At 67.7% G+C, this 26,541-nt stretch carries 30 protein-coding genes and 3 tRNA genes; 5 read left to right on the top strand and 28 right to left on the bottom strand.

The annotated features are described in order from the left end of the window. Positions 1–15 precede the first annotated feature (15 nt). The 12 genes from ACWF7A_RS40680 to rplJ all read right to left on the bottom strand — a co-directional run bounded on the left by ACWF7A_RS40680 (position 16) and on the right by rplJ (position 11,807). Positions 16–516 (bottom strand): hypothetical protein, encoded by a 501-nt coding sequence (locus tag ACWF7A_RS40680; protein WP_452255814.1) that lies wholly within the window; start codon positions 514–516, stop codon positions 16–18. Then, positions 516–1,748, bottom strand: coding sequence for an MCE family protein (locus ACWF7A_RS40685; RefSeq protein WP_452255815.1), 1,233 nt, complete (start codon positions 1,746–1,748; stop codon positions 516–518). Before ACWF7A_RS40685 ends, ACWF7A_RS40680 begins: the two co-directional genes overlap by 1 nt. Next, entirely contained in the window at positions 1,745–2,884 is a 1,140-nt protein-coding gene (locus tag ACWF7A_RS40690) for an MCE family protein (protein WP_452255816.1), read from the bottom strand. The genes ACWF7A_RS40685 and ACWF7A_RS40690 overlap by 4 nt, the downstream gene beginning before the upstream one ends. Next, positions 2,881–4,047, bottom strand: coding sequence for an MCE family protein (locus tag ACWF7A_RS40695; RefSeq protein ID WP_452255817.1), 1,167 nt, complete (start codon positions 4,045–4,047; stop codon positions 2,881–2,883). Before ACWF7A_RS40695 ends, ACWF7A_RS40690 begins: the two co-directional genes overlap by 4 nt. Further along, positions 4,044–5,045, bottom strand: a complete 1,002-nt coding sequence (locus ACWF7A_RS40700) for an MCE family protein (protein WP_452255818.1) — start codon at positions 5,043–5,045, stop codon at positions 4,044–4,046. Before ACWF7A_RS40700 ends, ACWF7A_RS40695 begins: the two co-directional genes overlap by 4 nt. Next, complete coding sequence (locus tag ACWF7A_RS40705; RefSeq protein WP_452255819.1) at positions 5,042–6,073, bottom strand: MCE family protein; 1,032 nt, start codon at positions 6,071–6,073, stop codon at positions 5,042–5,044. The genes ACWF7A_RS40700 and ACWF7A_RS40705 overlap by 4 nt, the downstream gene beginning before the upstream one ends. Continuing rightward, positions 6,070–7,374, bottom strand: a complete 1,305-nt coding sequence (locus tag ACWF7A_RS40710) for an MCE family protein (protein ID WP_452255820.1) — start codon at positions 7,372–7,374, stop codon at positions 6,070–6,072. The genes ACWF7A_RS40705 and ACWF7A_RS40710 overlap by 4 nt, the downstream gene beginning before the upstream one ends. Next, positions 7,371–8,180, bottom strand: coding sequence for an MlaE family ABC transporter permease (locus ACWF7A_RS40715; protein ID WP_090065886.1), 810 nt, complete (start codon positions 8,178–8,180; stop codon positions 7,371–7,373). Before ACWF7A_RS40715 ends, ACWF7A_RS40710 begins: the two co-directional genes overlap by 4 nt. Beyond that, positions 8,180–8,965, bottom strand: coding sequence for an MlaE family ABC transporter permease (locus ACWF7A_RS40720; RefSeq protein WP_452255821.1), 786 nt, complete (start codon positions 8,963–8,965; stop codon positions 8,180–8,182). Before ACWF7A_RS40720 ends, ACWF7A_RS40715 begins: the two co-directional genes overlap by 1 nt. Continuing rightward, positions 8,962–10,029 carry an ABC transporter ATP-binding protein gene (locus tag ACWF7A_RS40725; RefSeq protein WP_452255822.1) on the bottom strand — a complete coding sequence of 356 codons (1,068 nt, stop codon included), beginning with the start codon at positions 10,027–10,029 and terminating at the stop codon, positions 8,962–8,964. The genes ACWF7A_RS40720 and ACWF7A_RS40725 overlap by 4 nt, the downstream gene beginning before the upstream one ends. Before the next feature lie 777 nt (positions 10,030–10,806). Then, positions 10,807–11,196, bottom strand: a complete 390-nt coding sequence (rplL, locus tag ACWF7A_RS40730) for a 50S ribosomal protein L7/L12 (RefSeq protein WP_189160134.1) — start codon at positions 11,194–11,196, stop codon at positions 10,807–10,809. Between the two features lie 56 nt (positions 11,197–11,252). Continuing rightward, the gene (gene rplJ / locus ACWF7A_RS40735; protein ID WP_093606340.1) at positions 11,253–11,807 is read right to left on the bottom strand and encodes a 50S ribosomal protein L10; all 555 of its coding nucleotides are present in this window, start codon (positions 11,805–11,807) and stop codon (positions 11,253–11,255) included. 247 nt (positions 11,808–12,054) lie between these two features. Here rplJ and ACWF7A_RS40740 point away from each other — a divergent pair, with 247 nt between their 5' ends. Then, on the top strand, positions 12,055–12,780 hold the full coding sequence (locus ACWF7A_RS40740; RefSeq protein WP_452255823.1) for a hypothetical protein: 726 nt from the start codon (positions 12,055–12,057) through the stop codon (positions 12,778–12,780). Here the strand turns inward: ACWF7A_RS40740 and ACWF7A_RS40745 are convergent. Continuing rightward, positions 12,777–13,619 carry an NAD(P)-dependent oxidoreductase gene (locus tag ACWF7A_RS40745; protein WP_452255824.1) on the bottom strand — a complete coding sequence of 281 codons (843 nt, stop codon included), beginning with the start codon at positions 13,617–13,619 and terminating at the stop codon, positions 12,777–12,779. The genes ACWF7A_RS40740 and ACWF7A_RS40745 overlap by 4 nt on opposite strands. A gap of 84 nt (positions 13,620–13,703) precedes the next feature. Between ACWF7A_RS40745 and ACWF7A_RS40750 the strand changes: the two genes are divergently transcribed. After that, positions 13,704–14,672: a GlxA family transcriptional regulator gene (locus tag ACWF7A_RS40750; protein WP_452255825.1), complete on the top strand. Its 969-nt coding sequence runs from the start codon at positions 13,704–13,706 to the stop codon at positions 14,670–14,672. Positions 14,673–14,732: 60 nt separating this feature from the next. Here ACWF7A_RS40750 and rplA read toward each other — a convergent pair whose 3' ends face one another. From rplA to ACWF7A_RS40810, 12 genes are all read right to left on the bottom strand, one after another. Beyond that, entirely contained in the window at positions 14,733–15,443 is a 711-nt protein-coding gene (gene rplA, locus ACWF7A_RS40755) for a 50S ribosomal protein L1 (RefSeq protein ID WP_452255826.1), read from the bottom strand. A 77-nt stretch (positions 15,444–15,520) separates the two neighbouring features. Next, positions 15,521–15,955 (bottom strand): 50S ribosomal protein L11, encoded by a 435-nt coding sequence (rplK, locus tag ACWF7A_RS40760; RefSeq protein WP_030478269.1) that lies wholly within the window; start codon positions 15,953–15,955, stop codon positions 15,521–15,523. An 85-nt stretch (positions 15,956–16,040) separates the two neighbouring features. Then, complete coding sequence (nusG, locus tag ACWF7A_RS40765) at positions 16,041–16,832, bottom strand: transcription termination/antitermination protein NusG (protein WP_452255827.1); 792 nt, start codon at positions 16,830–16,832, stop codon at positions 16,041–16,043. A 40-nt stretch (positions 16,833–16,872) separates the two neighbouring features. Further along, positions 16,873–17,286 (bottom strand): preprotein translocase subunit SecE, encoded by a 414-nt coding sequence (gene secE / locus ACWF7A_RS40770; RefSeq protein ID WP_452255828.1) that lies wholly within the window; start codon positions 17,284–17,286, stop codon positions 16,873–16,875. A 37-nt stretch (positions 17,287–17,323) separates the two neighbouring features. After that, positions 17,324–17,396: transfer RNA gene (locus ACWF7A_RS40775), tRNA-Trp, on the bottom strand. A 237-nt stretch (positions 17,397–17,633) separates the two neighbouring features. Then, on the bottom strand, positions 17,634–18,041 hold the full coding sequence (locus ACWF7A_RS40780; RefSeq protein WP_452255829.1) for a MaoC/PaaZ C-terminal domain-containing protein: 408 nt from the start codon (positions 18,039–18,041) through the stop codon (positions 17,634–17,636). Further along, a complete protein-coding gene (locus ACWF7A_RS40785; protein WP_452255830.1) occupies positions 18,038–18,487 on the bottom strand; it encodes a MaoC family dehydratase N-terminal domain-containing protein in 450 nt (149 codons plus the stop codon). The genes ACWF7A_RS40780 and ACWF7A_RS40785 overlap by 4 nt, the downstream gene beginning before the upstream one ends. A 70-nt stretch (positions 18,488–18,557) precedes the next feature. Then, positions 18,558–18,722: a 50S ribosomal protein L33 gene (gene rpmG, locus ACWF7A_RS40790; RefSeq protein WP_015105301.1), complete on the bottom strand. Its 165-nt coding sequence runs from the start codon at positions 18,720–18,722 to the stop codon at positions 18,558–18,560. A gap of 179 nt (positions 18,723–18,901) precedes the next feature. After that, positions 18,902–18,974, bottom strand: a tRNA-Met gene (locus tag ACWF7A_RS40795). Positions 18,975–19,031: 57 nt separating this feature from the next. After that, positions 19,032–19,107: transfer RNA gene (locus ACWF7A_RS40800), tRNA-Thr, on the bottom strand. A 75-nt stretch (positions 19,108–19,182) separates the two neighbouring features. Beyond that, on the bottom strand, positions 19,183–21,789 hold the full coding sequence (locus ACWF7A_RS40805) for a putative bifunctional diguanylate cyclase/phosphodiesterase (RefSeq protein ID WP_452255831.1): 2,607 nt from the start codon (positions 21,787–21,789) through the stop codon (positions 19,183–19,185). Positions 21,790–21,947: 158 nt separating this feature from the next. After that, complete coding sequence (locus ACWF7A_RS40810) at positions 21,948–22,700, bottom strand: PhzF family phenazine biosynthesis protein (protein WP_452255832.1); 753 nt, start codon at positions 22,698–22,700, stop codon at positions 21,948–21,950. A gap of 30 nt (positions 22,701–22,730) precedes the next feature. Here ACWF7A_RS40810 and ACWF7A_RS40815 point away from each other — a divergent pair, with 30 nt between their 5' ends. Both ACWF7A_RS40815 and ACWF7A_RS40820 read left to right on the top strand, forming a co-directional pair. Next, a complete protein-coding gene (locus tag ACWF7A_RS40815; RefSeq protein ID WP_452255833.1) occupies positions 22,731–23,549 on the top strand; it encodes a GNAT family N-acetyltransferase in 819 nt (272 codons plus the stop codon). Between the two features lie 114 nt (positions 23,550–23,663). Then, positions 23,664–23,900 carry a hypothetical protein gene (locus tag ACWF7A_RS40820; RefSeq protein WP_452255834.1) on the top strand — a complete coding sequence of 79 codons (237 nt, stop codon included), beginning with the start codon at positions 23,664–23,666 and terminating at the stop codon, positions 23,898–23,900. Positions 23,901–24,011: 111 nt separating this feature from the next. Here the strand turns inward: ACWF7A_RS40820 and ACWF7A_RS40825 are convergent, their stop codons facing one another. From ACWF7A_RS40825 to ACWF7A_RS40835, 3 genes are all read right to left on the bottom strand, one after another. After that, on the bottom strand, positions 24,012–24,437 hold the full coding sequence (locus ACWF7A_RS40825; protein ID WP_452255835.1) for a carboxymuconolactone decarboxylase family protein: 426 nt from the start codon (positions 24,435–24,437) through the stop codon (positions 24,012–24,014). A 78-nt stretch (positions 24,438–24,515) separates the two neighbouring features. After that, positions 24,516–25,250, bottom strand: a complete 735-nt coding sequence (locus ACWF7A_RS40830; RefSeq protein ID WP_452255836.1) for an SDR family NAD(P)-dependent oxidoreductase — start codon at positions 25,248–25,250, stop codon at positions 24,516–24,518. Then, the gene (locus ACWF7A_RS40835; protein WP_452255837.1) at positions 25,247–26,065 is read right to left on the bottom strand and encodes an NAD(P)-dependent oxidoreductase; all 819 of its coding nucleotides are present in this window, start codon (positions 26,063–26,065) and stop codon (positions 25,247–25,249) included. The genes ACWF7A_RS40830 and ACWF7A_RS40835 overlap by 4 nt, the downstream gene beginning before the upstream one ends. 83 nt (positions 26,066–26,148) lie before the next feature. Between ACWF7A_RS40835 and ACWF7A_RS40840 the strand changes: the two genes are divergently transcribed. Further along, positions 26,149–26,502, top strand: a complete 354-nt coding sequence (locus ACWF7A_RS40840; RefSeq protein ID WP_452255838.1) for a winged helix-turn-helix transcriptional regulator — start codon at positions 26,149–26,151, stop codon at positions 26,500–26,502. Positions 26,503–26,541 lie beyond the last annotated feature (39 nt).

The following is a 26,541-nucleotide window of genomic DNA, read 5'->3' on the forward strand; positions in this document are numbered from 1 at the left end:
TCAGCTCTGGCCGGATCAGACGCCCGCCCGCAGGGGGCCGAGCTGCGAGAGCTTCCAGCCGTCCTCGGTGCGGGTGAGCTTGGTCAGGTACCGGTTGATCTTGGTGACCTGCTGGCCGCCGTCGGGCGTCACGGTGCTCTCGACCACGGCGATCATCGACGCGCTGCCGGCGCGGTCGTCCAGCTCGGTGATCGCGGCGTCGAGGACCTTCGACGTCGTCACGGACTTGGCGTCGACCAGCTGCTTCTTGCGCGAGTCCTTGTCCTTGTCGATCTCGGCGCGCAGGTCGCCGGTCGACGAGTTGAGCCAGCGCTGCAGGTCCTCGTCGACCTTCTTGTAGTCGAGCGTCAGGAAGTTCGTGACGCCCACCTGGCCGGAGCGCAGGGCCTCGTCGCGCACGGAGGCGAACGACGACTCCGACGAGTGCGACGCCGAGTACCAGGCCACGCCGAAGAAAGCCGCGTAGCCGAACGTCAGCACCGCCAGGACCGCGGCGACCACCGTGAAGATCCGCACTACTTCTTCCCCTCCGAAGGCAGGCCGAGCAGCTGGCCCAGCGACGTCAGCAACGGCGCCTCGGGAGCAGCGGCCTGCCCCGTCGGCTCCTGGCCGGGCTGCGTCGTCGCGTTGCCGACCGGCGTGGTCGGCGTGCCGCCGTACGGCGCGTTCTGCGAGCCTCGCACCGACGTCGCCGACCCGCGCGCGAGAGCGCAGTAGGCCTGCGTGTTCAGCGGCGCGGCCGACGTGTCCGCACCAGTGCGGATGGTCGTGCCCTCGTAGCCGACGGTGCACGGCATCGGGTCGAACACGTTCAGCGCCAGCCCGAAGTGCGCCGACCCGTCGCCCGGCGCCACGGAGAACCCGCCGCCGACGGCGATGGGGTACGTCACCGCGATCTGTTCCAAACCATCACGCCTGGTCACGAGGATGTTCGACGTCGTCAGCAGGTTCGCGAAGACCACCCCGAGGTTCGGCCCGCTCTCCTTCAGCAACGCCGACACCTGCTCGGACGCCGGCGGCACCGCCACGATCAACCGCCGCAGGTCGCCGTCGGACGCCTTGAGCTGCTCGGCGAGCAACCGCAGGTCCCCGCTGAACGACCTGATGGCACCACCGGACGCGGCCTGCGTGGCCAGCACGATCCGCCCGTCCTGCAACAACCGCGTCGTCTGCGGCAGGTGCTCTTTGGCGGCCGCCGTGAACGCCGCGGTGTTGTCGATCAACACCTGCAGGTCCCCGCCGGTGCCGCTGAACGCCGTGTGCAGCTCGTCGACCACGGTCCGAAGGGAGTCCGTCGGCACCGACGAGGCAAAAGCGTCCAAATTGGACAGCAGCCCGTCCACCGGCGGAGGCGTCTTCGTGGACGACCGCGGAATGACCGACCCGGCCTCCAGGTACGGACCGCCGTCGGCCTTCGGGCGCAGATCGACGTACTGCTCACCCACGGCCGACCGGTTCGCCACCACGGCCTCGAGAGAGGACGGCACGCGCGGTGCGTCGGCGTCCAGCTCCAGGTCGGCCTCGATGCCGTCGGACGTCAGCCGCAGCTGCCCGACCCGCCCGATCGTCACGCCGCGATAGGTCACCTCGGCGTTGGTGAAGATGCCGCCCGAGTCGGCGAGCTGCATCGTCACGACCGTCGACGACGACTTGAACAGCCCGACGTACGTGGCGCTGACGTAAGAGATGCCCAGCAACGCGACCAGCACGAACGCGCCGATCTTGAGCTTGGTCCCCCGCGTGATCACTTGCGACCACCTCCCAGCAGCCCGCCGAGCAGGTCGCCCAGCCCGGACCCGGTGCCCTGCCCGAGGTTCGGCAGCGGGATGTTCGGCATCGGCAACGGCGTTCCCTGCGACGGGATCAGCGAGTCGATCGGCGACTGCCGCGACCGTCCGAGGTTGTCGAGCACGGTGCCGAGGTTCAGGTCGAGGTCGATGAACGCGTTGGTGTAGTCGCCCTTGATGCCGTCGAGCGCCTCGTCCGGGAACGGGTAGGTCAGCAGCAGCTCCAGCGACTTCGGCAGGTTCTGCCCCGACTCGACCAGCTTGGTGAGCGTCGGCTGCAACGCCTTCAGGTCCGCCACGATGTCGTCGCGGCTCCGGTTGATCGTGTCCGTCGCGACGCCGGAGAGCTTGTTCAACGAGTTCAGCAGCGTCACGAGCTGCGTGCGCTGCTCGGCCAGCACCTGGAGGCCGGGCTGCAGGTCCGTCAGCGCGACCGCGATCTTGTCCCGCTGCTGTGCCAGCGTCCCGGCCAGCCGGTTCATCGAGTCGAGCGCGCGGACGATCTCCGCCTTGTGCTTGTCGAGCTCCCCGACGAACGTGTTGAGGTTGCCCAGCAACGAGCGGATCTCGGCCTCGTTGCCCTCCATCGCCGCGTTGAGCTCCTTGGTGATGTTCTGCAGCTGCGCCACACCACCACCGTTGAGCAGCATCGACAACGCGCCGAAGACCTCTTCGACCTCGGGGTTGCGGTTGGTCCGGTCCACCGGGATCACGGCGTTGTCGGCCAGCGAGCCGACCGCGTCCTTCGGCTTGCCGAGCTCGACGAACTTCTCGCCCAGCAGCGCGGACTGGCGCAGCTTCGCGAACGCGTTGGCCGGCAGCCGGACGTCGCCGTTGACCAGCAACGTCACCTCGGCGGTCCAGCCGTCGGCGCCCAGGTCGATCTTCTCGACCCGCCCGACCGGCACGTCGTTGACCTTCACGCCCGCCTGCGGCACCAGGTCCAGCACGTCCTTGAACTGCGCCTTGACCCGGTACGGGTGGTCACCGACGTCGGCACCGCCGGGCAACGGCAGGTTGTAGACGCCGTCGAACCCGCCCGAGCCGCAGCCCGAGACGAGCAACAACGCCGTCAGCCCCACGACCAGCTTCCTCACTGGGGCACCCCCGCGAGCGGCAGGGGCAACGGCAGCTTGCCCGCGTTGAGGTCGCTGAGGATCTCGGCCGGCGGCTTCAGCGGGACCACCCCGGTCAGGATCGGCTCCAGCTGCTTGCACGTCTGCGAGAGCACCGGCGGCACGTTGTTCGGCGTCGCCTGCTGGATCAGCTTGCAGATCAGCACGATCGGCGGCTGGTTCAGCTCGTTGATGTTCGCGCGGGTGTCGAGCGTGCCGGACGCCGCGTTGTAGGAGTTCTGCAGGTTGCCCAGGGCCAGCGGTGCCACGTCCAGCGTCTCGGCGAGCGCCGCCCGCTGGTTCACCAGCACCTGCGTGATCGAGGCGAGCTTGTCCACGTTGGACTTGAGCACCTCGCGGTTGTCCTTGATGAACCCCTGCACCATGCCCAGCGCGGTCGCGAGCTCGTTCAACGCCGCCCCGAGGTCACCACGTTCGTCGGCGAGCATCTTCGACACGTCCGCGAGCTGGGAGTTGAAGTCGCGCACCTGGCTGTCGTTCGCGGCCAGCATGGCCGTGAACTTCTGCAGGTTGTCGACGGTCGCGAAGAGGTCCTCCTTGGACCCCGACAGCGTGCGCGTGGCCTGGCCGAGGTTCTTCAACGTGTCGTTGAGCGCCTGGCCGTTGCCTTCGAGGTTGCGGGCCGCGGAGTTCAGCAGGTCCGCCAACGCCCCGTCGGCGTTCGCGCCGTTGGGTCCCAACGCCGTCGTGAGCTTGTCGAGCGACGAGTACAGCTCGTCCAGCTCCACCGGCGTCGCGGTGCGCTCGCGCGGGATCACGGCGTTGTCCCCCAACACGGGCCCGCCGGTGTAGGCGGGCGCGAGCTGCACGTACCGGTCGGAGACGACGCTCGGCGAGACCACGACGGCCTGCGCGTTCTCCGGCACCCGCACGTCGCGGTCGACGGTGAACACGACCTTCACGGTCTTGCCCTCGGGCGTGACCTCGTCGATCGTGCCGACCTTCACGCCGAGGACCCGCACGTCACCGCCGGGGTAGACGCCGACGGCCGCCGCGAAGTGCGCGGTGACCTTGCGTCCGTTCATCCCGGCGAACACCCACCACAGCGCGGCCGTCACGACCAGCGCCAGCACGCACGCGATCGCGATGAACCGGCCTGTCTTCGAATGCGCCACTTCAGTCATCGCTGCACCCCCGGCGGCAGGCAGCCTTCCTCGTTGAATCCGACGACGCCGAGGTTCACCGAGGGCGGCAGCAGACCGCAGATGTAGGTGTCGAACCACCGGCCGTTGCCCAGGGTGTTCGCGAACACCCGGTAGAACGGCGCCATCAGCGCCAGGCTGCGGTCGAGGTTGTCCTGGTTGCGCTGCAGGATCGTGGTGACCCGGCCGAGCTGCTCCAGCGCGGGCTTGAGCTGGTTCTGGTTGTCCGTCACCAGCCCGCTCAGCTCGCGCGAGAGGTCCCGCGTGCCGGTCAGCAGCGCGCTGATCGCCTCACGACGCTTGCGCAGCTCGCCGAGCAGCAGGTTGCCGTCCGACAGCAGCTTCTCGAACTCGGCGTTGCGGTCGGCCAGCGTCTTGGTCAGCTGCCGGGTGTTGTCCAGGAGCTTCGCCAGCTGCTCGTCGCGCGAGGAGATCGTCTTCGACAACGCGGACAGGCCGTCCAGCGCGCCGCGGACGTGCTCCGGCGAGTTCTTGAAGGTGTCGGACAGGACCGTGAAGCTGTCCGCGAGCTGCTTGGTGTCGATCTGCCCGACGGTGGTCGCGAGCCCGTTGAACGCCTCGTTCACGTCGTACGGCGCGAGCGTGCGTTCCTTCGGGATCGGGTCGCCGGGCGAGAGCGGCTCGGTGCCCTGCGGGTCGAGCGCCACGAACTTCTGCCCCAGCAAAGTCTTGATGCGGATCATCGCGGTCGTCCGGTCGCCCACCCAGGCGTCCTTGACCTTGAACGTGACCCGCACGCGGTCGCCGTTGAGCTTGACCTTGGTGACCTTGCCGACCTTCACGCCGGCGACGCGGACCTCGTTGCCCGGCACCAGCCCCGCGGCCTCGCTGAAGTCCGCGGCGTACGAGGTGCCGCCGCCGACGATCGGCAGGTCGTCGGAGTAGAACGCGGCCAGCAGCAGCAGGGCGATCAGCGTCAGGCTGATCGCGCCGGTCCGGATCGGGTTCGAGGTCTTCATCGGCGGCACCTCTGCTGGGTCACCGGCAACGCCGTGATCGGGATCGGGTTGGTGATGACCGGCGGCACGGCGATCTGGCCGCTGGCCTCGCACAGGTAGAAGTTGAACCACGAGCCGTAGGTCGCGGTCCGGGTGATCGTCTCCAGCTTGTTCGGCAGGCGCTGCAGCATCCGGTCGACGAGCACCTCGTTGTCGCCCAGCGTCTTCGACACGATGCCGAGCTGCGCGATGTCGTTCTTCAACGGCTCGCGGCCCTGCTCCAGCAGCCTGGAGGTGGCCTGCGTCAGGTCGCCGAGCGCGGTGATCGCGTCCCCGATCGGCTGGCGGTCCTGCGCGAGCCCGGAGACCAGCGACTGCAGGGTGATCACGAGCTTGTTGAAGTCCTCGTCGCGCGAGTTCACGGTCGCCAGCGCGGTGTTGAGGTTGTCGACGACCTCGCCGATCACCTTGTCCTTGCTCGCCAAGGTGCTGGTCAGCGAGGCCGTGTGCTGCAACAGGCTGTCGATCGTGCTGCCTTCTCCCTGCAGCACCTGGATGATCTCGAACGACAGCTTGTTCACGTCGTCGGGCGACAGGGCCTGGAAGAGCGGCTTGAAGCCGTTGAACAGCACCGTCAGGTCCAGCGCGGCCTTCGTGCGCTCCAACGGGATCGTGCCGCCCTCGGCCAGCACGGCCGAGGTGTCACCGGTGCCGGACTCCAGCGCGATGTACCGCTGCCCCACCAGGTTGCGGTACTTGATCGTCGCGGTGACGGCCTCGGGCAGCCTGCGGTCGCCGTCGATCGAGAACTCGACCTCGGCGGTCTTGCGGTCGACGACCTTGATCCCGTCGACCTGCCCGACGCGGACGCCGGCGATGCGGATGTCGTCACCCTCGTTGAGCGCCGTGACGTCGGTGAACCGCGCCTTGTACTCGGTGGCGCTCGACAGGTTGACGTTGGCGATGGTGACCGCGAGCAACGACGTGGCGAGGATCGTGACCACGGCGAAGGCGATCAGCTTGAGCAGCGGGGCGAGCAGTCCCTTCACTTGACGGTCACCTCCGTCCCGCGCACGAGCGGTCCGAGCAGCAGGCTCGACCAGCCGGGCATGTCCTGCGGGTCGACGCCGATGCGCGGCCCGAAGAGCGCGGAGATCAGCCTGGCCTCCTCCGGCGAGTTCGCGAGCCGCAGCACGTCCGCGGACTGCGGCATGGTCGCGCCGGGCGGGATGACGCCGTCGTTCGCGACGCGGGCGGGCGGCGGCGAGCTGGAGCCGTCCTGCACCGGCCCCTCCGGCGGGTACTGCGGGAACGGGTTCGGCCGCGGGACCAGGTCGTAGCAGCGGGGCCCGCGCTTGTCCCGGTACTCGGGCTCGTCGAGGTTCGGCTTGTACTTGCCGCGGTTCTGCGTGATCTCCAGCGTGATGTGCAGGCCGGGCTCGTTGGTGCCCTCGCCGAACGCCTTGCTGATCACCGGTTCGAACTCCGCGAGCCCCTTGAGCAGGCACGGGTACTCGGGCGCGTACTTCGCGAGCAGCTCCAGCGTCGGACGGCTGGTGTCGGCGAGCGCGATGATGTTGTTCTTGTTGACCGTGACGAAGCTGGTGACGTCCTGCGACGTCGTGGTCAGCGAGCCGTAGAGCGAGAGCAGGTTCTCGCGCTGGTCGACGACGGTCTTGGTCGTCGTGGTCATGTCGTTGAGGGCCTGCAGCAGGTCCGGCGCGGCGTCGGAGTAGACGTTCGCGACGTCCGCGAGCCTGGAGATGTTCTCCTTCAGCGCGGGCAGCTGCGGGTTGAGCTCACCGAGGTAGGAGTCGAGCGACACCAGCGTCTCGCCGAGCGGCTTGCCCCGTCCGTCGAGCGCCTGCGACAACGCCGTCAGCGTCGTGGCGAGCTTCTCCGGCTGGATCGCTTGCAGCACCGGCATCAGGTTGTCGAGCACGCGTTCGAGCTCGATCGCGCTGCTCGTGCGGTCCTGCGAGATGACCGCGCCCGGCTGGATCGCCGCGCTCTTCTGCTGCGGCAGCACGAGGTTCACGTACCGCTCACCGAACAACGTCTTGGGCAGCAACCGCGCGCTGACGTTGCCGGGGATCTGCTCGACCTTGTCCGGCAGCAGCGCGAGCTCCAGCTCCGCGCCGTCCCCGCTGGTGCGGACGGCCTTCACCGACCCGACGATGAGCCCGCGCACCTTGACGTCGCTCGCGGTCTGCAGCTGGTTGCCGATGTGGTCGGTCTTGAGGGTGACCTTCACGTAGTCGCTGAAGGCGTCCTTGTAGAGCGCCACCGTGAGCGACAGGAACATGGCGATCGCGAGGAGAAAGGCGATGCCCAGCACGCGTTTCCTCATCCGGCGATCCTCACCGTCGTCGTCGCGCCCCAGATCGCGAGGCTCAGGAAGAAGTCGAGCAGCGCCGTCGTGACGATCGCGGTCCGCACCGCGCGCCCGACCGCGACACCGACACCGGCCGGACCACCGGACGCGCGGTAGCCGTAGTAGCAGTGGGTCATGATGATCACGACCGCGAAGACCAGCACCTTGCCGAACGACCAGAGCACGTCGATCGGAGGTAGGAACAGGTTGAAGTAGTGGTCGTACGTACCCGCCGACTGCCCGTAGAACTCCACGGTGATCGTGCGAGCAGCCAGATAACTCGTCAGCAGCCCGATCACGTACAGCGGGATGATCGCGACGAACCCGGCGATGATCCGCGTGGTCACCAGGAACGGCAGGCTGGGAATTCCCATGACCTCGAGCGCGTCGATCTCCTCGGAGATCCGCATAGCGCCCAACTGAGCCGTGAACCCAGACCCGACCGTCGCCGACAGCGCCAACCCAGCGACCAAAGGCGCGATCTCACGGGTGTTGAAGTAGGCGGAGACGAACCCGGCGAAGGCGGACGTACCGATCTGGTTGAGCGCCGTAAAACCTTGCAACCCGACCACCGTGCCGGTGAACACGGACAGCCCGACCATCACGCCGATCGTGCCGCCGATGACCGCGAGGGCCCCGCTGCCGAAGCTGACCTCGGCCAGCAGCCGCAACGTCTCCTTGGAGTACCGCTTGAGCGCGCGGGGCGTCCAGGCCAGCGCCTTGATGTAGAACGACAGCTGGTCGCCGAACCCGTCCAGGGTGGAGAGCACCTTGTTCGCCATCAGCTCCCCTTCGCGGGCACGACCTGCAGGTAGATCGTGGTGAGGACGAAGTTGACGAAGAACAACAACAGGAACGTGATGACCACGGCCTGGTTCACCGCGTCACCGACGCCCTTGGGCCCGCCGGCGGGATTCAACCCCCGGTAGGCGGCCACGATGCCGGCGATGAACCCGAAGATCAGGGCCTTCAGCTCGCTGATCCACAGGTCGGGCAACTGCGCCAGCGCCGAGAAGCTCGCCAGGTACGCACCAGGCGTGCCGTCCTGCATGACCACGTTGAAGAAGTAGCCACCCATCACACCGACGACGCTGACCATGCCGTTGAGCAGCACGGACACCAACATCGCGGCAAGCACCCGTGGCACCACCAGCCGATGGATCGGCGACACCCCGAGCACTTCCATCGCGTCGATCTCTTCACGAATCTTGCGCGACCCGAGATCGGCACAGATGGCAGAGCCACCGGCTCCAGCGATCAACAGGGCCGTCACGATCGGACTGGCCTGCTGAATGATCGCGAGCACGCTGGCCGCACCCGTGAACGACTGCGCACCGATCTGCCTGGTGAGGCTTCCCAGCTGCAACGCGATGACAGCACCGAACGGAATCGACACCAGCGCCGTCGGCAACACCGTCACGCTGACGATGAACCAGCTCTGCTGGATGAACTCCCGCAACTGGAACGGCCGCCGGAACGCGGTGCGCACGACGTCGATCCCGAGCTGGCAGAGCTTCCCGGTCTCCCGCAACGCCCCAGCACCGGGGAACGAGGCCTGAGTGGTCACAGAACACCACCCTGCCGAGGCCAAGGACTGGGCGTGGGCGCCGACACAGCAGTCCCGGCGTGCACGCCGTACCGAACCTGCTCCTCGGACGAAAGGCTCTCGATGATCCCCTGCTGAGCCTGGTGAGGCAGCTGGTGAATGATCGACATGACCCGGTCCTTGCGCCGCCGGACAGCGTCCCGGAACGGCAACCCGGGAGTCGGCTCGATCTGCGGGATGATCCCCCGCACGTCCTCGGACGTGGACCCGTCCGAGTGCCCGGCGTCGGCATGGGCCTGCTCAGCGGCCATGGTGGCCGTGTCCTTCTCCTCGGACATGCCGATGGGCCCCAGCCGCCGCCCGTTCAGGAACTGCTCGACGACAGGCTCGTCGCTGGTCAGCAACACCTCACGAGGCCCGAACATGACGAGCTCGCGCCGGAACAACATCCCCAGGTTGTCCGGCACGGTACGAGCAATGTTGATGTTGTGCGTGACGATCAGAATGGTCGCGTCGATCTGGGCGTTGAGATCGATCAGCAACTGGCTCAGGTAGGCGGTGCGAACAGGGTCCAACCCGGAGTCGGGCTCGTCGCACAGAATGATCTCGGGATCGAGCACCAACGCACGAGCGAGCCCAGCCCGCTTGCGCATACCGCCGGAGATCTCACCGGGAAGCTTCTTCTCGGCCCCGACGAGACCGACCATCTCCATCTTCTCGAGAACGATCCGCCGAACCTCGGCCTCGGTCTTGCGAGTGTGCTCCCGCAACGGAAAGGCGATGTTGTCGTAGAGGTCCATGGACCCGAACAACGCGCCGTCCTGGAACAGCACGCCGAACATCTTCCGAATCTCGTACAGCCGGTGCTCAGAGCACCGCACGAGATCGGTCCCGTTGATGACGATCTTGCCCTGCTCGGGCTTGAGCAACCCGACCAACGACTTCAGGAACACGCTCTTGCCCGTACCAGAAGGCCCGAGCATCACGCTGACCTCACCCGGCGGCAACGTGAGCGTGACGTCCTGCCAGATGGTCTGCTTGCCGAAGGACTTGGTCAGACCCTCGACGACCACCTCGACGCCCATCCGCACCTCCGCACACGCCCGAGGACGCCGCAGCGATCGGCGTCACATCTGGGCAACGAGTTCGTTCGCGGCAGGTTACTCACCAGTTGGCCTAACGGCGGTTGCGTTCAGATAACGCCACAGAGCGTGACCTCGCAAAACGGTCACCACCACCTAGACCACTGCCAGACAACCGGGAATTCAACCGAAGGTGTGAGCCCAACCACATCACAAGAGACCAAAGGCGAGCACTCCTCAAGCGACGCCGAAGGCGAGCAGTCTTTCCATAAGGGCTCGGCTCGTGATGGGACCCCACCGCCAACGCAACCAAACAAAGCAACAGGCAGCCGCTCAAAGCAACAGGCGTGCCATCTACCTGCTCATGGCGCTGGCCCCCTGATCAGATTGCCGGGGTCTGGGGCAGAGCCCCAGGGGAAGCACTCAACGCAACCTGGCCGCCCGCAAGGTGACCACCGTCTTGGCTCGCCCCACGCACAGCTCGCCCCCACGCACAGCTCGCCCCCACGCACAGGTCGCCCCACAAACGGCCAGCTCCACGCAACGGTTCAGGCCCGGCAAAGGTCAGCTCCGGCAAGGGTCAGCCCACGCCAGCTCAGCCCCACGCCAGCTCAGCCCCACCCAAGCTCAGCACCACGCCAGCTCAACCCCACGCAGAGGTCGCGCCCCCACTCTGCCCGCCCCACCCCACCCGCCCCCAAACAGCAAAACGGGCGCACACCCCCAAAGGGGTGCACGCCCGTCCAAAGCGCAAAACGCCAGCCCCCGAAGGGGCAGGGATCACTTGACGGTGATCTTGGCGCCCGCAGCCTCGAGCTTCTCCTTGGCGGCGTCGGCGACGTCCTTCGCCACGCCCTCGAGGATCGCCTTCGGAGCCGACTCGACGAGCTCCTTGGCCTCCTTCAGGCCCAGGCCCGAGACGACCTCGCGGACGACCTTGATGACCTGGATCTTCTTGTCGCCAGCCGACTCGAGAACGACGTTGAACTCGCTCTGCTCCTCGGCCTCGTCAGCGCCACCCGCGGCGGGGCCGGCAGCGGCGGCAACGGCGACGGGCGCCGCGGCGGTGACCTCGAAGGTCGTCTCGAACTGCTTCACGAACTCGGACAGCTCGAGGAGGGTCATCTCCTTGAACGCGTCGAGCAGCTCTTCGGTGCTGAGCTTCGCCATGATCGGCGGTCCTTTCTAATTTCCCGCGCGAAAGCGTCGGGCGTGTCTTTGGGTGATCAGCTTTCGGCGGGAGCGTCGGCTTCGGCGGCGGGAGCCGCAGCGGCCTTCTTCTCCTGCAGGGCAGCAGCCAGGCGAGCGACCTGGGAAGCCGGGGCGTTGAACAGACCCGCGGCCTTGGCCAGGTTGCCCTTCATCGCGCCCGCGAGCTTCGCGAGCAGCACCTCACGGGTTTCGAGGTCCGCGATGGCGGTGACCTCGTCGACCGAGAGCGGGCGGCCATCCATGTAGCCGCCCTTGATGATCAGGGCCTTGTTGTCCTTCGCGAAGTCGCGGATCGCCTTGGCGGCGTCGACGGGCTCGCCCTCGACGAACGCGATGGCGGTCGGACCGGACAGAAGGGCCTCGAGGCCCTCCACACCGGCGTCCGCAGCAGCGAGCTTGACGAGAGTGTTCTTCGCGACGGTGTACTTGGTGCCCGCGCCGAGAGCGCGACGCAGCGTGGTGAGCTGCGCCATGGAGAGGCCACGGTACTCAGTGACAACCGCTGCCGAGCTGGTGCGGAAGGAATCCGCAAGCTCAGCGACCGCCGTAACCTTCGTGGGCTTCGCCATGATCGCCTCCTCTCTGGGCTGGGTTAGACCGCCGGCCTGGAGAAGGTCCCGAAACAACAAAAACGCCCTCGCGCACAAGCAGCACGGGGCGTCACACAAGAACTTGAGCCTCGTCCTCCCTGCGCGGGCCGCCCGTGTTGCAACGGGGCCTTCGATCTCCTCGCGGAGACAACCTGCGGTCTTCGGTAGAACCGTGAAAAGACTAGCCGACTGGGTACCGGCCATCCAAATCGGCACAATGTGACGTGTGACCGACGAGCCCGGCAAGGACCTCGCGCCCCGCCAGCCGCAGCCGCCCCAGCCGCAGCCGCCCGAGCCGCCCGCCCCGCAGGTGGACCCGGAGCAGATGCGGCAGTTCCAGGAGTTCCAGCGCTTCCAGGAGTTCCAGCGCTACCAGGAGGCGACCGGCCAGGCACCCCAGCCGCCGAAGCAACCCGGCGGCAAGCGCTGGTGGCTCGTCGTGCTCGGCAGCGGGATCTTCTGGCGCGCGCTGTTCTTCCTGCTCGTCGTCTTCTCCGCCGTGTGGGCCTACAACCACTTCTTCGGCGTCGACGACCCCGGCGACGTCGCGCAGGACAGCGGCGGCGTGACCGGTGCGGCGCAGGGTCTGTCCGCACCGGCCGGGCTGCAGGGCACCGTCGGCATGTTCTACAAGCACGTGTCGTTCGCCGACACGACCCGCGCCTGCACGTTGTTCCTGCGCGACGACACCCGTCAGAAGTTCGCGAACGCCTACGGCGCAAGCGATTGCGCCGCCGCGGTCAAGGACCTGAAGACCAAGGTCACCAGCGTCGACAGGTACCAGCAGGTCATGTTCCCGCCGGACATGCTCAAGACCCCGACCACCACCAAGGTCACCATCGACTCGTGCGCCCTGACCGTCGAGGGCGGCCCGCGGCTCGGCACGTTCGTCGTGGAGAAGGTCGGTGCCGGCTGGGTCATCACCGACTGGACCGAGAGCACCTGCGGCTAGAACGACTCGACGGCGCGGGCGAAGCTCTCCTGTCCGCGACCGCCGTCGACCTGCCGGTCCACCAACGCCTTCACCGCCTCGAGCCCGGCGAACGGCACGCCCTGCGCCTCAGCCGCGCGGATCAGCGTCGCCAGCCCGGACTGGTTCATCGCGAGGCTCGACTCACCACCGGCGTAGTCGGACGCGTCGATCTCCTCCGCGAACGTCCCCAGCGCGGGCTGGAGATCCGTCAGCCACGACAGCAACATCGGCGTGAGCTCACCGGCCTTGATCCCGTTGGCCCGAGCCAGCGCCGCCGCGTGCAGGAACCCGCCGAGCAGCCCGTACATCCCGGACAGGATCGCCACGTCGTACCCGGACGCTCGCCCGGCGTCGTCCCCCAGAAAAGTGGTCTTCCCCAGTAGCGCCAACGCCTTCTGCCAGCGTTCGTACACTCCCGGCGAACCGCTGTAGATGATCGACGACGCCTCGGTGCCGATCGTCTGAGGCACCGCGTACACCGCGCCGTGCAGGTACTCGGCCCCGTTGTCCGCAGCCCACCCGGCCAGTTCCCGAGCCTCGTCGGGAGTGCCGGAGGTCAGGTTCACCAACGCCTTCCCGCGCACGTCCACCCCGCTCAGAACCCGTTGCGCCGCTTGATGATCGAGCAGAGCGACGACCACGAGCCCACCGGCCGCCACGGCCTCCGCCGGACTGCTCGCGACGGACGCCACAAGCCCCGTGGCCTTCCCCTCGGACCGGTTCCAGACCACGACGGACCGGCCGTTCCGCACGAACTCCTCCGCCAGCGCGCGTCCGAGATTTCCCAGCCCCAGCACGGTGATCGCTTCAGTTGTCATGCCTTCAGCCTCGCCTCGGATGATCATCTCAACCAGTGACCGGAATGACCCCTTTCACCAAATTCCTGCCATAGGCTGGGTCGCATGAGCGCTGGATCCGTCGCCCTGGTCGTGCCCGGCGACTTCGGCGTCGCGGACCTCTACGAGCTGGGCATTCCCGCCGCCGTCTTCGGCACCCCGCAGCCCGACCTGGCCGACCCCTGGTACGAGTTGTGGTTGTGCAGCACCGGAAACCGCACGCGTGACACCACTCCGGGCTTCACCCTGCACAGCACCCACAAGCTCGATGACATCGTGCGCGCGGACACCGTCATCGTGTCGTGGGTGCCGGACGAGGTCATCGAGGACAACGCGCCTGTCCCGCCGGAGCTCGTCACGGCTCTACGAGACGCCCACGACAACGGCGCGCGAATCGTGTCGGCGTGCGTAGGTGCGTACGCACTGGCCGAAGCCGGCCTGCTGGACGGCAAGAGGGCCACCGCGCACTGGATGCACACCGCCCTGCTGGCCGAGCGCTACCCGAAGGTCCGGGTCGACGACTCGCAGCTCTACGTCGACGAGGGTGACGTGCTGACCAGCGCGGGCATGTCCGCGGGCCTCGACGTCTGCCTGCACCTGGTGCGCCGCGACCTGGGCGCCCACGTCGCGAACCAGCTCGCCCGCCGGATGGTGGTGCCGGGACACCGGCCAGGTCACCTGGGCCAGTACGTGGACCTGTCGGTCCCCGCGAGCGACGAGCAGGGCCTCGCGCCGGTGCTCGACTGGGCCCGCGCCCGCCTGGACGAGCCGTTGACGATCGAGGACCTGGCCCGCAGGGCCGCGATGAGCCCGCGCACCTTCTACCGCAGGCTTCACGCCACGACCGGCACGACGCCGTTGCAGTGGCTGCTCACCGAACGCATCACCAGGGCGCAGGTGCTGCTGGAGTCGACCGACCTGCCGATGGAGAAGATCGCTGCTCTGAGCGGCATCGGCACCGCGAACAACCTGCGCCACCACTTCCTGAAGCAGGTCGGCAAGTCCCCCACCGACTACCGCAGGGACCGGGCCTGAACAGCAGAAAGGCCCCCGGCGAACCGGGGGCCTTTCTCAGCTAGCTGTGAACCGGGAGGCTCAGGCCTCGTCCACCAGCATGTTGCGGGTGCGGCTCGGGTCGACCGGGATGCCAGGGCCCATCGTCGTGGAGACGGTGACCTTCTTGACGTACCGGCCCTTGGCCGCGGACGGCTTCGCGCGGAGGATCTCGTCCAGCGCGGCCGCGTAGTTCTCGACCAGCTTCTCGGAGTCGAACGAGACCTTGCCGATGACGAAGTGCAGGTTGGCCTGCTTGTCAACGCGGAAGTTGATCTTTCCGCCCTTGATCTCGTTGACGGCCTTGGCGACCTCGGGGGTCACGGTGCCGGTCTTGGGGTTCGGCATCAGGCCGCGCGGGCCCAGGATGCGAGCGATGCGACCGACCTTGGCCATCTGGTCGGGGGTCGCGATCGCGGCGTCGAAGTCGAGCCAGCCACCCTGGATGCGCTCGATCAGGTCCTCGGAGCCAACGGCGTCCGCACCGGCGGCCTCGGCCTCAGCGGCCTTGTCGCCGACTGCGAAGACGATCACGCGGGCGGTCTTGCCCGTACCGTGCGGCAGATTCACGGTGCCGCGGACCATCTGGTCGGCCTTGCGGGGGTCGACACCCAGGCAGATCGCGACCTCGACGGTGGCGTCCAGCTTGACCTTCGACGTTTCCTTGGCGAGCTTGGCAGCCTCGAGCGGCGAGTACAGCCGCTCCCGGTCAACCAGCTCTGCGGCGGCCTTGTAGGCCTTGCTGCGCTTCATAACTCTGTCCTTCGTGGATCAGGTCGTGGTGAATGAGCCGCGCTCGGCTCTCCCACGCTTGCTAAAAGAGGGTGTGGTCAGCCTTCGACCGTGATGCCCATGGAACGGGCGGTGCCGGCGATGATCTTCGCGGCCTGGTCGATGTCGTTCGCGTTGAGGTCGACCATCTTGACCTGCGCGATGCTGCGGACCTGCTCCATGGTCACCTTGGCGACCTTGACGCGGTGCGGCTCGCCGCTGCCCTTGTCGACACCAGCGGCGGCGAGGATGAGTCGCGCGGCCGGCGGCGTCTTCAGCTTGAAGTCGAACGAGCGGTCTTCGTACACGGAGATCTCAACCGGCACGACCTGACCGCGCTGCGACTCGGTCGCGGCGTTGTAGGCCTTGCAGAACTCCATGATGTTGACGCCGTGCTGACCCAGCGCGGGACCAACGGGCGGCGCCGGGTTGGCGGCACCAGCCTTGATCTGCAGCTTGATGATCGCTGACAGCTTCTTCTTCTTGGGAGGCATTGTCCGTACTTCCTGTTATTGCAGTGTCCGCGCGCGGCTCTGCCAGCCGCAGCGTGGCCGATCGGTCTTCCGGTGAGGAGACCGCTCAGATCTTGGAGACCTGGCTGAACGACAGCTCGACCGGCGTCTCCCGGCCGAAGATCGACACCAGGACCTTCAGCTTCTGGCCGTCCGCGTTGACCTCGCTGATCGTGGCGGGCAACGTCGCGAACGGGCCGTCCATGACGGTGACCGACTCGCCGACCTCGAAGTCGACCTCGATCGTCGGCTTCGACACGGTGGTGGAAGCGGCCTTCTTGCCCTCGGCCGGCTTCTGCTCCTGCTGCGGGAGCAGGAACTTCAGCACCTCGTCGATCGTGAGGGGCGAGGGCTTGGAGGTGGCTCCGACGAACCCGGTGACGCCCGGCGTGTTGCGGACGGCGCTCCAGGACGCGTCGGTGAGCTCCATGCGGACCAGGATGTAGCCGGGCAGCACCTTGCGCTGCACCAGCTTGCGCTGGCCGTTCTTGATCTCGGTGACCTCTTCGGTCGGCACCTCGACCTGGAAGATGTAGTCCTCCATGTCGAGCGTGTGGATACGAGTCTCGAGGTTCGCCTTCACCTTGTTCTCGTAACCGGCGTACGAGTGCACGACGTACCAGTCGCCGGGCGCGTGGCGCAGGGCCTGACGCAGCTCTTCGGCGGGGTCGGCGATCTCTTCGTCGATCGGAGTCTCGTCGATGGCGAGAACATCGACGTCCTCTTCGGACTCGTCGCTCTCGTCGGCGGAGTCCACAGCCTCCGACTCGACCGTCTCGTCGGCCGCGGTGTCCTCGGACACCTCGTCGTCGATGAGGTCGGTCTTCTCCTGGGCGTCAACGCCGTTGTCGGAGCTCACTGTGGATCTCGCTTCCTGGTTGCAGCGGCAGCTGTCCGGCTCAGCCGAACAACTCGAAAACAGCCGCGCCGAAGCCGAGGTCGAGAGCCCACACCAGCGCCACCATGAAGACCACGAACACCAGCACGACGCCGGTGTAGGTGACCAACTGCTTGCGCGTCGGCCAGATCACCTTGCGGAGTTCGCCGACGACCTCGCGGATGTAGCGGAAACCCCGCCCGATCAGCGAGGGACGCTTCTCCTGCCCGTCACGGGCCTTGGTCGGGCGACTCTTCTTCGCGTCCTCGTCCGACTCGTCGGACTTGGCGACGCTCTTCTTCGACTCAGCGCTGCTGCCGTCCTTGCGGGCGGCCGGGCGAGAGGAGGCACGACGTTCACGTCGCGCCGCAGCAGTGGACGGCCGGACAGCGCCTTCGCGCTCCTCCGGCTGGTCCTGCTCGCGGCCCTCGCTCATGCCGTGCCTCCACTCCACCCATGACGCGCTTCGACAGCAGGGGCGACAGGACTTGAACCTGCAACCTGCGGTTTTGGAGACCGCTGCTCTGCCAGTTGAGCTACACCCCTTTGAGATCCCGAACCGAGATCCCCTGGCCAAGCAGGAAGTGTACGGGAGCCTGTCCCGTCCATTCCAACCAGACCGCTCAAGCACTTGCCGAGCGGCCTGTCGCACAGCCTACCCACACGCAGGCCGAGAACACGAATCAGGGTCGTGCAACTGAAGCACGGACCCGGCCCGAATCTCGCGTGAGCACCGCAAACACCACCGGACCGGGTTGTCCGGTGGTGTTCTTGATCACAAGATCAGCTCACGCGGACGCGGGCGAAGGCGCCCGTCAACACCGACTTGCCGTCAAAAGCCGCGTTGATGTTGACCTTCACAGTTCCGTCGTCGAAGGCCTTGGTGACCTTCGCGGTGACCTCGACCAGCGCACCCTCGCCGTCGTTGGGCACCACCACGGGCCGCCCGAACCGGCAGCCGTACTCGACGATGGCGCCGGGGTCGCCGATCCACTCCGCGACGATCCGCGAGGCCACGGCCATGGTCAGCATGCCGTGCGCGATGACGTCCGGGAGGCCGACCTCCTTGGCCGTCTTCTCGTTCCAGTGGATCGGGTTGAAGTCCAGCGAGGCGCCCGCGTAGCGGACCAGGTCGTCGCGCTTGAGGCGCACGGACAGCGCCGGCAGTTCAGTGCCCACCTCGTGGCTCACGCGTCTTCTCCCCTCACGACGAGCATCGACTTGGCGGTGGCGACAGGCTCGCCGTCGACCGTGCTGATCTCCGTCCGCACGGTCACCATGTCGTTGCCCATGCGCGACGTGATGGCGTCGATGTGCGCGGTGCTGACGAGCTGGTCGCCCGCGGTGATGGGGCGGTGGTGCGTGAAGTTCTGGTCGCCGTGCACGACGCGGCTGTAGTCGAGCTGCAGCTCCGGGTCGAACATGACCGTCTCGTTGGTCTTCATCGCCACGACGATCGCGAACGTCGGCGGCGCGATGACGTCCCCGTGCCCCAGCGCCTTCGCGGCTTCGGCGTCGCGGTAGGCCGGGCTGGTCGCGCCGATGGCCTCGGCGAACTCGCGGATCTTCTCGCGGCTCACGTCGTAGGGCTGCGACGGCGGATAACTACGTCCGATGAAAGCGGGGTCGAGAGGCACCGAAGGAGCCTATATGCGACGAGGCCCGCCCCACGTGTGGGACGGGCCTCGGTCGAAAGCTGCTACGCGCTCAGCGGGTTTCCTTGTGCGCGCGGTGCGTCTTGCAGTTCGGGCAGAACTTCTTGATCTCCAGGCGGTCCGGGTCGTTGCGACGGTTCTTCCTGGTGATGTAGTTCCGGTGCTTGCACTCCTCGCACGCGAGGGTGATCTTCGGGCGTACGTCGGTTGCAGCCACGGTCCTTGCCTTCCTGAGAGCACACGATCCCCGACCTCGGAAGAGGTGACCGGTGCGGGCTTACCGCCCGGCGGGGGCGGGCAACGAGGTTGCTGCCCGGGGTGTGGGGGCTTGGCCCCCAAAATCATGCGGAGCGAGGAAGGTCGGCGCTTTCGGCCGACAGACCCCACCCACTCGCGTAGCGGTGGCCGGACTTGAACCGGCGACACAGCGATTATGAGCCGCTTGCTCTACCAACTGAGCTACACCGCTTTACACAACTTCCTCAACACAACTACAAGCCGCAGCGCTCAGCACTGCGGCCAGTAGTGGAGCCCCTTTACGGAATCGAACCGTAGACCTTCTCCTTACCATGGAGACGCTCTGCCGACTGAGCTAAAGGGGCTTGCTCTTTCGTTCTTGCTGAGCTGTGGAGAACTCTACAACACGCGTCCACCAAGAACGAAATCCGGGGGTGCCTCTAGTGCACCAGCGTGAGCACCGTCTCATCGCGAGCACCCCTGACCTGCACGGTTCGTGCCCGCAGCCACGCCTCGAAGCGATCTTCGGAGAGCGGCCGGGAGATCAGGTAGCCCTGGGCCACGTCGCAGCCCATGCCGACGAGCTGGTCGCGCGCGGCGTCGTCCTCGACACCTTCGGCGACCACGACGAGACCGAGCGAGTGCCCGAGCTCCACGATCGACCGGACCACGGCCATGTCGCCGAGGTCCGTGCCCATCCCGAGCACGAACGACTTGTCGATCTTCACCTCGTCCACGGGCAGCTGGCGCAGGTACGCGAGCGACGAGTAACCGGTGCCGAAGTCGTCGACCGCCAGCACGACGCCGATCGCGTGCAGGCGCCGCAGCACCGGCAGTGCGCGTTCGGGGTCGGCCATGACGCCCGACTCGGTGAGCTCGAAGGTCAGCAGGCCCGACGGCACGTCGTGGCGGCGCAGGGCGGCCTCGACGCGGTTCGGGAAGTCCTCGTCGCCCAGGGTGCGGACCGACAGGTTCACCGCGATGGACATCCGCAGCCCGCGGTCGAGCCAGCGGCGGACGCGTTCCAGAGCCCGGTCCATCACGAAGTCCGTCAGCACGTCCACGAGTCCGGTGGCCTCGACGGCCGGCACGAACTCGTCCGGGTCGACGCGGCCGAACTCCGGATGCGTCCAGCGCACCAACGCCTCCGCGCCCACGACCTGACGGGACGGCAGGGCGACCTTCGGCTGGTAGTGCACCGAGATCTGGCCGGTCTCGACGGCTTGGCGGAACTGCGTGACGAGCTGGAAGCGACGCAGGAACAGGTGGCCCATCGACGGCGCGTAGGCCTTCACCGGCGTGCCTTCGGACGTGGCGCGCACGGCGACATCGGCCCGCTGCAGCAACACGTCAGGGTCCGGGTCCTCGGTCTCGGAGTCCGCCTTGGACGCGTACCCGACGACCGCGGAGGCCTCGACGGTCAGCCGGTCGACGGGGTACGGCACGGAAAGCCCGGCCCGCAGGCGTTCCGCGGTCTCGTGGGCGGTCGCGGCACGTTCGTCGTCGAGGTACGCGGCGAACGCGCCACCCTCCAGCCGGGCCAGCGGCACGTCGGCACCGAGTGCGTCCCGCAGACGGCGTCCGGCGGCGACGACCATCCGGTTGCCCCAGGCCAGGCCCAGGGCGTCGGAGACGGTCGACAGGATGTCGAGGTCGATGCGCAGCACCACGCCTCGCTGGGACTCGCGCAACGACTCGGCGCACGCCTCGCGCAGGCCCGCGCGGTTCAGCAGGCCGGTCAGCGGGTCGTGGTAGGCGTCGTGGCGCAGCCGGGCGAGCAGGCGGCGGTTGTCGACCGCGGTCGCGAGGTGCGAGGCCAGGGTCCTGAGCAGCTGGATGTCGGCCTTGCCGAAGCCGCGCCAGCGCGACAGCCGGTCGTGGGCTTCGACAGCGCCGAGCAGCTGGGTCGCGCCGCGCAACGGGACGACGAGGGCTTCCTGCGCGTCGCGGCGCAGCAGGGCCTCGGTGACGTCCTCGGTCGCGTCGGCCACGCGGTAGTAGCGGACGTGCGTGCCGGGCAGCTGGAGCACGGGGTCCTCGCGCACGGCGCGGGGGTCCGTCGCGGCCATCTCCTCGGGCAGCGGTTCGCCGGCGACGAGGGTGATCATGGCTTCCTGCGGGTCGGTGCGCAGGCGCAGCACGACCCTGTTCGCGTTGAGCTGCTCGCGGATGCGTTCCGCGATGAGCTGCCACTCGTCCTCTTCGACGCCCGTGGTGAGGTCGTCGTCGGGCTGGCGCGGACCGGTGCCGTGCTGGCCCGATCTCGCGACGCGGAGGCTGACCTCGCTCAACGCCTCCAGGTCGCGCTGTTCGCGCAGCAGCCCGGAGTAGGCGAGGTAGGTAGCCACGATGCCCGCGAGCACCAGGATGATCAGGGCTGCGCCCCACGGCGTGGTGGCGACGATCTGGTAGCCGACGAGGCCGGCCGAGGTGTTCAGCAGCGCCACGACCAGTGTCTGCAGGACGAGACGGACGCTGTTGCCCACGCGCATCGACTTGCCCATGAGACGCAACGCGCAGAGGCCCAGCACGCTCGCGAGGAGCGGAACGGTGATGGTGCCGATGAACGCGCCCGCCCAGAACGGACCGCCCGCGCCGATCATCCGGTTCACGGCCTCGGCGGCGGCGAACGCCACGGAGATCTCCATGAACATGAGGCCCGCGTTGTAGACGGCGCGGTCGAGGATCCGCCTGCCGAGCAACGTGCCCACGCCGGCGACCACGTGCGCGGCGAGAACGATCTCGAACGGGGCGACGAGCAGGCCCAGGACCAGCGGGATCTCGGTGAAGGAGATCGTCCAGGCGACGCCGCTGCGGACGTCGACGTTGATCGCGAGCTGTTCCGCCAGCAGGAAGCCGACGACGAGAAGGGGGCCGATCCAGAAGAGGGAGGTGGTCTCCTTCTCCGGCAGCCAGGCCGCGACCATGCCCGCGCAGACGACGCCGGCCACCAGGAGGGTGACGGCGAAAGCGCTGAACGCGCGGTTGGTCGACTTGGCCGACCAGGCGGCCGAGTCCGACACGGGGGCCGACGCTCGGTCGGACATCCAGCCTCCTCGTCGGCCTGGGTGGGGGGACCTCTAGGCGTGACTGAGGGGTCCCGCACTTGGCGATCAGGACCCCTCCAGGGGCACCAATGTACCCCGCTCGGGGGACGAAATGGCAGGTCGAGCACGTTTGGTGACGTCGATTCACCCAGACGTGGCTACACGCTCAGGCGCCCCTGGAGCACCGTCACGGCCTGCCCCGAGAGCAGTACGCGATCTTGGGCGAGGGTCGCCCTGACGAACCCTCCGCGCGGCGACGCCTGCTCCGCCAGCAGGTCAGCGCGCTGGAGCCGAGGCACCCAATAGGACGAGAGCGTGCAGTGGGCCGATCCGGTGACGGGGTCCTCCGGGATGCCGACGGCCGGGTAGAAGCAGCGGCTGACGATGTCCGCGTCGCCGTCGCCGACCGCCGTCACGATCACTCCGCGTGACGGGATTTGTGTCAGTCCTTGGACGTCGGGGCGCAGGGAACGGACTTCCGCGGCGCTCTCCAACTCGATCAGGAAGTCGAACCGCCCACGCGCCACGGACTTGATCGTCGCATGTGGCAGCGCCGCCGCTAGACCGATTGGCGGGTCAGTCAACTCTGGCGGGTCCGCGGGGAAGTCCATCTGGACCCACCCATCGTCATTTGCGCATGTGAGCACCCCACTACGCGTGGTGAACGACTGCTCGCCGCCCAGCACGTGCGCGGTGGCGAGCGTGGCGTGCCCGCAGAGGTCGACCTCGACCTCGGGCGTGAACCAGCGGAGGTGGTTGTCCGGGGTGACGAAGGCCGTCTCGGCGTGCTTCATCTCGGCGGCGACGCGCTGCATCCAGGCGTCGTCGCGCGGTTCGGTGAGGAGCACGACTCCGGCGGGGTTGCCCGCGAATGGCGTGCTGGTGAACGAATCCACTACGTAGATCTCCACACCGCCGACCTTGCCATGCTCAGATGAGGTGTGACCGCACCTTTCTCCTACCGCGAGAACGATCCGGACTCCCTGCTCCCGACCTGGGGACCCCTGCGCACGCACGGCCTGACCTGGCAGCCGGGCTGGGACCTGCCGGCGTTGCTCGAGGAGTGGCAGGGGCTTCTCACGGGCCTCGACGACCCGGACACGGCCGCGATCGTGCAGCTGCCGAGCCACGAGACCGGCGACGCGCGGACGTTGGTGGACCGCGGCTTCGCGCCCCTCACGGTGGTCGCCGAACGTCTGGCGGGCCGGACACCCGTGACGCGGCCGTCCGCTGTGGACGTCCGTGCCGCCACACGTGCCGATCTGGACGTCGCCGTCGAGCTGAACCTGCACACCGTCCGGTACGACGCCCAGTTCGGCCTCGTGACCGAGCGCGCGAACACCGTCGAGCACCTGCGCACGGCGTTGGCCGAGGTGCTCGACCGCGACCACGAGGCGATGTGGCTCGCTCTCAGCGGCGACACGCCGGTCGGCATGATCTACGTCGACATGCCGCAGGACGCGGGCTGGATGGAGAAGTACGCGTCGGCGCGGCCGTTCGCCTACCTCGGTCACCTCGGCGTGCGGCCGGACGTGCGCGGGACGGGTGCGGGCAGCGCCCTCGTCGCGCGGGCGCACTCGGTGCTGGACGGCGCGGGCGTGGCATCGACGCTGCTCCACCACGTCTTGCCGAACCCGCGCTCGACGCCGTTCTGGTACTCGCACGGCTATCGGCCGCACTGGACGCTCTGGGTGCGCCGCCCCGCCCTGCGCTCGTACTCCGGCGTGTCGGCGCAACCCGAACGGCCTAATGGGACATGATCTACCCGTTCACACAAGCGAAGAACCCGAACGAACCCGTACTTGTGGAACGAATCCGGCCTCTATTTCGACAAAGGGACAAGCGGGTTCAGCACCACGTTCTGGGGGGTCGAGATGGAGCTCAGCGGAAGAGCGAGGGCGATGCTGCGGGCGGTCGCCGCGGGACGTGCCGAGGTGACAGGCGGCACGGAGCCCGACCTGTACGTCGACGGACTGCCGTGCTGCGACCGGACTGCGACGCACGACCTCGTGCACGCGGGCCTGTTGCGCCCCGCCCAGCCGACGAGCTTCGGTCTTCGCGTCTGCGCGGAACTGACCGACGACGGCAGGGCCGCGCTCGCCGCGAGTTGACCGGCGTGTTGATCGCCCAGTGATCGAACATCTGTTCGACATGGGGTAGGCTTCGCGCTGAAGCCGGCACGCAAGAGAGAGGAAGCTCTTGCGCGCCGGCTTCACCCTTGTTCAGGCCACCTTCTGGCCCGTGGCCACGTTGAGCCGGTTCCAGACGTTGATCGCGGAGATCGCGATCGTGAGCCCGGCGAGCTGCTCCTCGCCCCAGTGCTTCGCGGCCTCGTCCCACACGGCGTCGCTCACGTGCACGTGCGTCATCTCCTCGGCGAGCGCGAACGCCGCCTTCTCCGCGTCCGTGTAGTACGGCACGTCCCGCCAGCCGGCCACGGAGTAGATGCGCTCATCGGTCTCGCCGGCCTTGCGCAGCAGCTTGCTGTGGTAGTCGATGCACACGCCGCAGCTGTTGACCAGGCTGACCCGGAGGTAGACCAGCTCCAGGAAGTTCTTGTCCAGCCCGGTCTTCTCCGCGGCCTCGGACAGCCCCAGCAGCGCCTGCACCGCGCCGGGCACCGACATCATCGGGTTGGCGATCCTCATCTTCGTTCTCCTTCGTCGTCTTCTGTCTGGTCGACCCGGCGGACGACGAAGGTGTGACAGGTTCTCCGAAGATTTTTCTCAGGCGCTGATCCCCTGGCCGAGCCCGCCGTCGACCGCGAGCTCGGCGCCGGTGGTGAAGGTGGCGTCGAAACCTAGGAACAGCACCGCGTCGGCAACCTCGTCCATCGTGCCGTGACGCTTCAACGGCGTGATGCGGTCGCCAACCTCCTTGAACTCCTGCAACACCTCAGGCGACGAGCCCACGACACCCATGGACGGCGTGTCGATGAAGCCGGGGCTGACGACGTTGACCCGGACCCCGCGAGGCGCGAGCTCCGCGGCGAACCCGCGCGCGAACGACCGCACCGCCGCCTTGGCCGCCGCGTAGAGGGTCATGCCCTCGGCGCCCTGCTCGGTGGCGACACTGGTCGTGAAGACGATCGCGCCGCCGTCCTTGATGAGCGGCGCGAGCTGCTGCGCGGTGAAGAACGCGCCCTTGGTGTTGATGTCGAACGTGCGGTCGTAGTCGCGCTCGGTGGCGTCGGGGAACGGCGTCAACGTCGCGTAACCGACGTTGACGAACAGCAGGTCGATCTCCTGGAGTCGTTCCTTCACCTCGGTTGCGAGCCGGGCGACGTCCTCGAGGTTCGACGCGTCCGACGCGACGACGTGCGCCTTGATGCCCTCGGCCTTCTCCGTGGTGCGTCCCGTGAGCAGCACCTCGGCGCCCTGCTCGATCAGCTTGTCGACCGTCGCGCGGCCCATTCCGTGCGTGCCGCCGGTGACGACGACCTTCTTCCCCAGGTACTTCACTTCCGGATCTCCTCGATGACGCTCGCGATGCTGTGCGCGCCGTGGCCGTTGCGCTGGGCGCGTTCGAACAGGCTGTGCAGGGCCTGCGGGAGGGTGGTGTCGAGGCCTTGTTCCTTCGCGGCCTCGGTGAGCAGGTGGAGCCCGGACACGTTGATGTCCAGCGCGGACACGTCGGTCTCGTAGCTCCGGGTCTGCGTCTCCTCGCCCATTTCGGGCAGGAGGGCGCCCATCTCGTTCAGGAAGCTCACGGCCATGGGCGTGAACTGCTGCGGCGTGATGCCCTCGCTGCCCATCAGCGCGACGGCCTGCAGGTAACCCCCGAAGGCCGACCACATGATGCCGAGCAGGGCCAGGTCGTAGAGCGCGGCCAGTCCCGCGTCCTCCCCCACGAACACCGGCTCGCCGAACGCCTGCAGGACGTGGTGGTTCTCGTTGCCGCTGAACAGGATCTTCGCCTGCGGCGTACCGATCTGCTGCGGCACGGCCATGATCACACCGTCGACGTACTCGACGCCGTTGGTCTTCGCCCACTCCGCCGTCTGCCTGGCCTGCTCCGGCGTGCCGGACGTCAGGTTGACGAGCACCTTGATGTCGTTGGTGAGCAACGGTTGTTGTGCTTCGTACGTCGACAGGCAGGTGACGACGACATCGCTCTTGAACGCTTCTTGTGGTGTGTCCGCTCGCGTGGTGCCAGGCAACGTCTTGGGCGTGCGGTTCCACACGGTCACTTCATAGCCCTCTTGAACGAGGGCGTTCGCGAGCGCGGTGCCCATCCGGCCGAGGCCGAGCACGCTCACGGTTTCCTTGATCCCCATGCCGTGAATGCTCGTTCTGACACTGACCGCGCGACAAGTACCTACTATTTTGTCAGGTACCCACTTTTCGGTAAGGATCCTGGATGAAGCCACGGCAGTACGCGTGCGGCCTCGACGCGGCGATCGACGTGATCGGCGGCCGCTGGAAAGCACTGATCCTCTGGGCGCTGCACCACGGCCCCGTGCGCACGGGCGAGCTGCGCAGGTCCGTGTCCGGCATCAGCGAGAAGATGCTGATCCAGGTGCTGCGCGAGATGGAGGCCGACCAGATCGTGCACCGCGAGGTGTTCCACGAGGTGCCGCCCCGCGTCGAGTACTCGTTGACCCCGCTAGGAGTCCGCCTGAACGACGCACTCCTGCCGTTGGGCGACTGGGGCGAGGACAACATGAAGGCGATCGCACGCCGCCGAGGCGTCGAACCCGCGCCTAGGCATTGAGCAGCAGGCGTTCCGACCAGTCCGGGAACGTCCTCGTAC

This window comes from Lentzea sp. NPDC055074 (genome assembly GCF_053608005.1).

What these genes read in the sequence shown, in the direction of transcription:
- rplK (WP_030478269.1), bottom strand. Translation starts at nt 15,955, where the DNA reads ATGCCTCCCAAGAAGAAGAAGCTGTCAGCGATCATCAAGCTGCAGATC.
- ACWF7A_RS40835 (WP_452255837.1), bottom strand. Translation starts at nt 26,065, where the DNA reads ATGGGGATCAAGGAAACCGTGAGCGTGCTCGGCCTCGGCCGGATGGGC.
- ACWF7A_RS40825 (WP_452255835.1), bottom strand. Translation starts at nt 24,437, where the DNA reads ATGAGGATCGCCAACCCGATGATGTCGGTGCCCGGCGCGGTGCAGGCG.
- secE (WP_452255828.1), bottom strand. Translation starts at nt 17,286, where the DNA reads ATGAGCGAGGGCCGCGAGCAGGACCAGCCGGAGGAGCGCGAAGGCGCT.
- ACWF7A_RS40710 (WP_452255820.1), bottom strand. Translation starts at nt 7,374, where the DNA reads ATGAGGAAACGCGTGCTGGGCATCGCCTTTCTCCTCGCGATCGCCATG.
- ACWF7A_RS40745 (WP_452255824.1), bottom strand. Translation starts at nt 13,619, where the DNA reads ATGACAACTGAAGCGATCACCGTGCTGGGGCTGGGAAATCTCGGACGC.
- ACWF7A_RS40750 (WP_452255825.1), top strand. Translation starts at nt 13,704, where the DNA reads ATGAGCGCTGGATCCGTCGCCCTGGTCGTGCCCGGCGACTTCGGCGTC.
- ACWF7A_RS40695 (WP_452255817.1), bottom strand. Translation starts at nt 4,047, where the DNA reads ATGACTGAAGTGGCGCATTCGAAGACAGGCCGGTTCATCGCGATCGCG.
- rplJ (WP_093606340.1), bottom strand. Translation starts at nt 11,807, where the DNA reads ATGGCGAAGCCCACGAAGGTTACGGCGGTCGCTGAGCTTGCGGATTCC.
- ACWF7A_RS40840 (WP_452255838.1), top strand. Translation starts at nt 26,149, where the DNA reads ATGAAGCCACGGCAGTACGCGTGCGGCCTCGACGCGGCGATCGACGTG.
- ACWF7A_RS40700 (WP_452255818.1), bottom strand. Translation starts at nt 5,045, where the DNA reads ATGAAGACCTCGAACCCGATCCGGACCGGCGCGATCAGCCTGACGCTG.
- ACWF7A_RS40725 (WP_452255822.1), bottom strand. Translation starts at nt 10,029, where the DNA reads ATGGGCGTCGAGGTGGTCGTCGAGGGTCTGACCAAGTCCTTCGGCAAG.
- rplA (WP_452255826.1), bottom strand. Translation starts at nt 15,443, where the DNA reads ATGAAGCGCAGCAAGGCCTACAAGGCCGCCGCAGAGCTGGTTGACCGG.
- ACWF7A_RS40820 (WP_452255834.1), top strand. Translation starts at nt 23,664, where the DNA reads ATGGAGCTCAGCGGAAGAGCGAGGGCGATGCTGCGGGCGGTCGCCGCG.
- ACWF7A_RS40715 (WP_090065886.1), bottom strand. Translation starts at nt 8,180, where the DNA reads ATGGCGAACAAGGTGCTCTCCACCCTGGACGGGTTCGGCGACCAGCTG.
- rplL (WP_189160134.1), bottom strand. Translation starts at nt 11,196, where the DNA reads ATGGCGAAGCTCAGCACCGAAGAGCTGCTCGACGCGTTCAAGGAGATG.
- ACWF7A_RS40805 (WP_452255831.1), bottom strand. Translation starts at nt 21,789, where the DNA reads ATGTCCGACCGAGCGTCGGCCCCCGTGTCGGACTCGGCCGCCTGGTCG.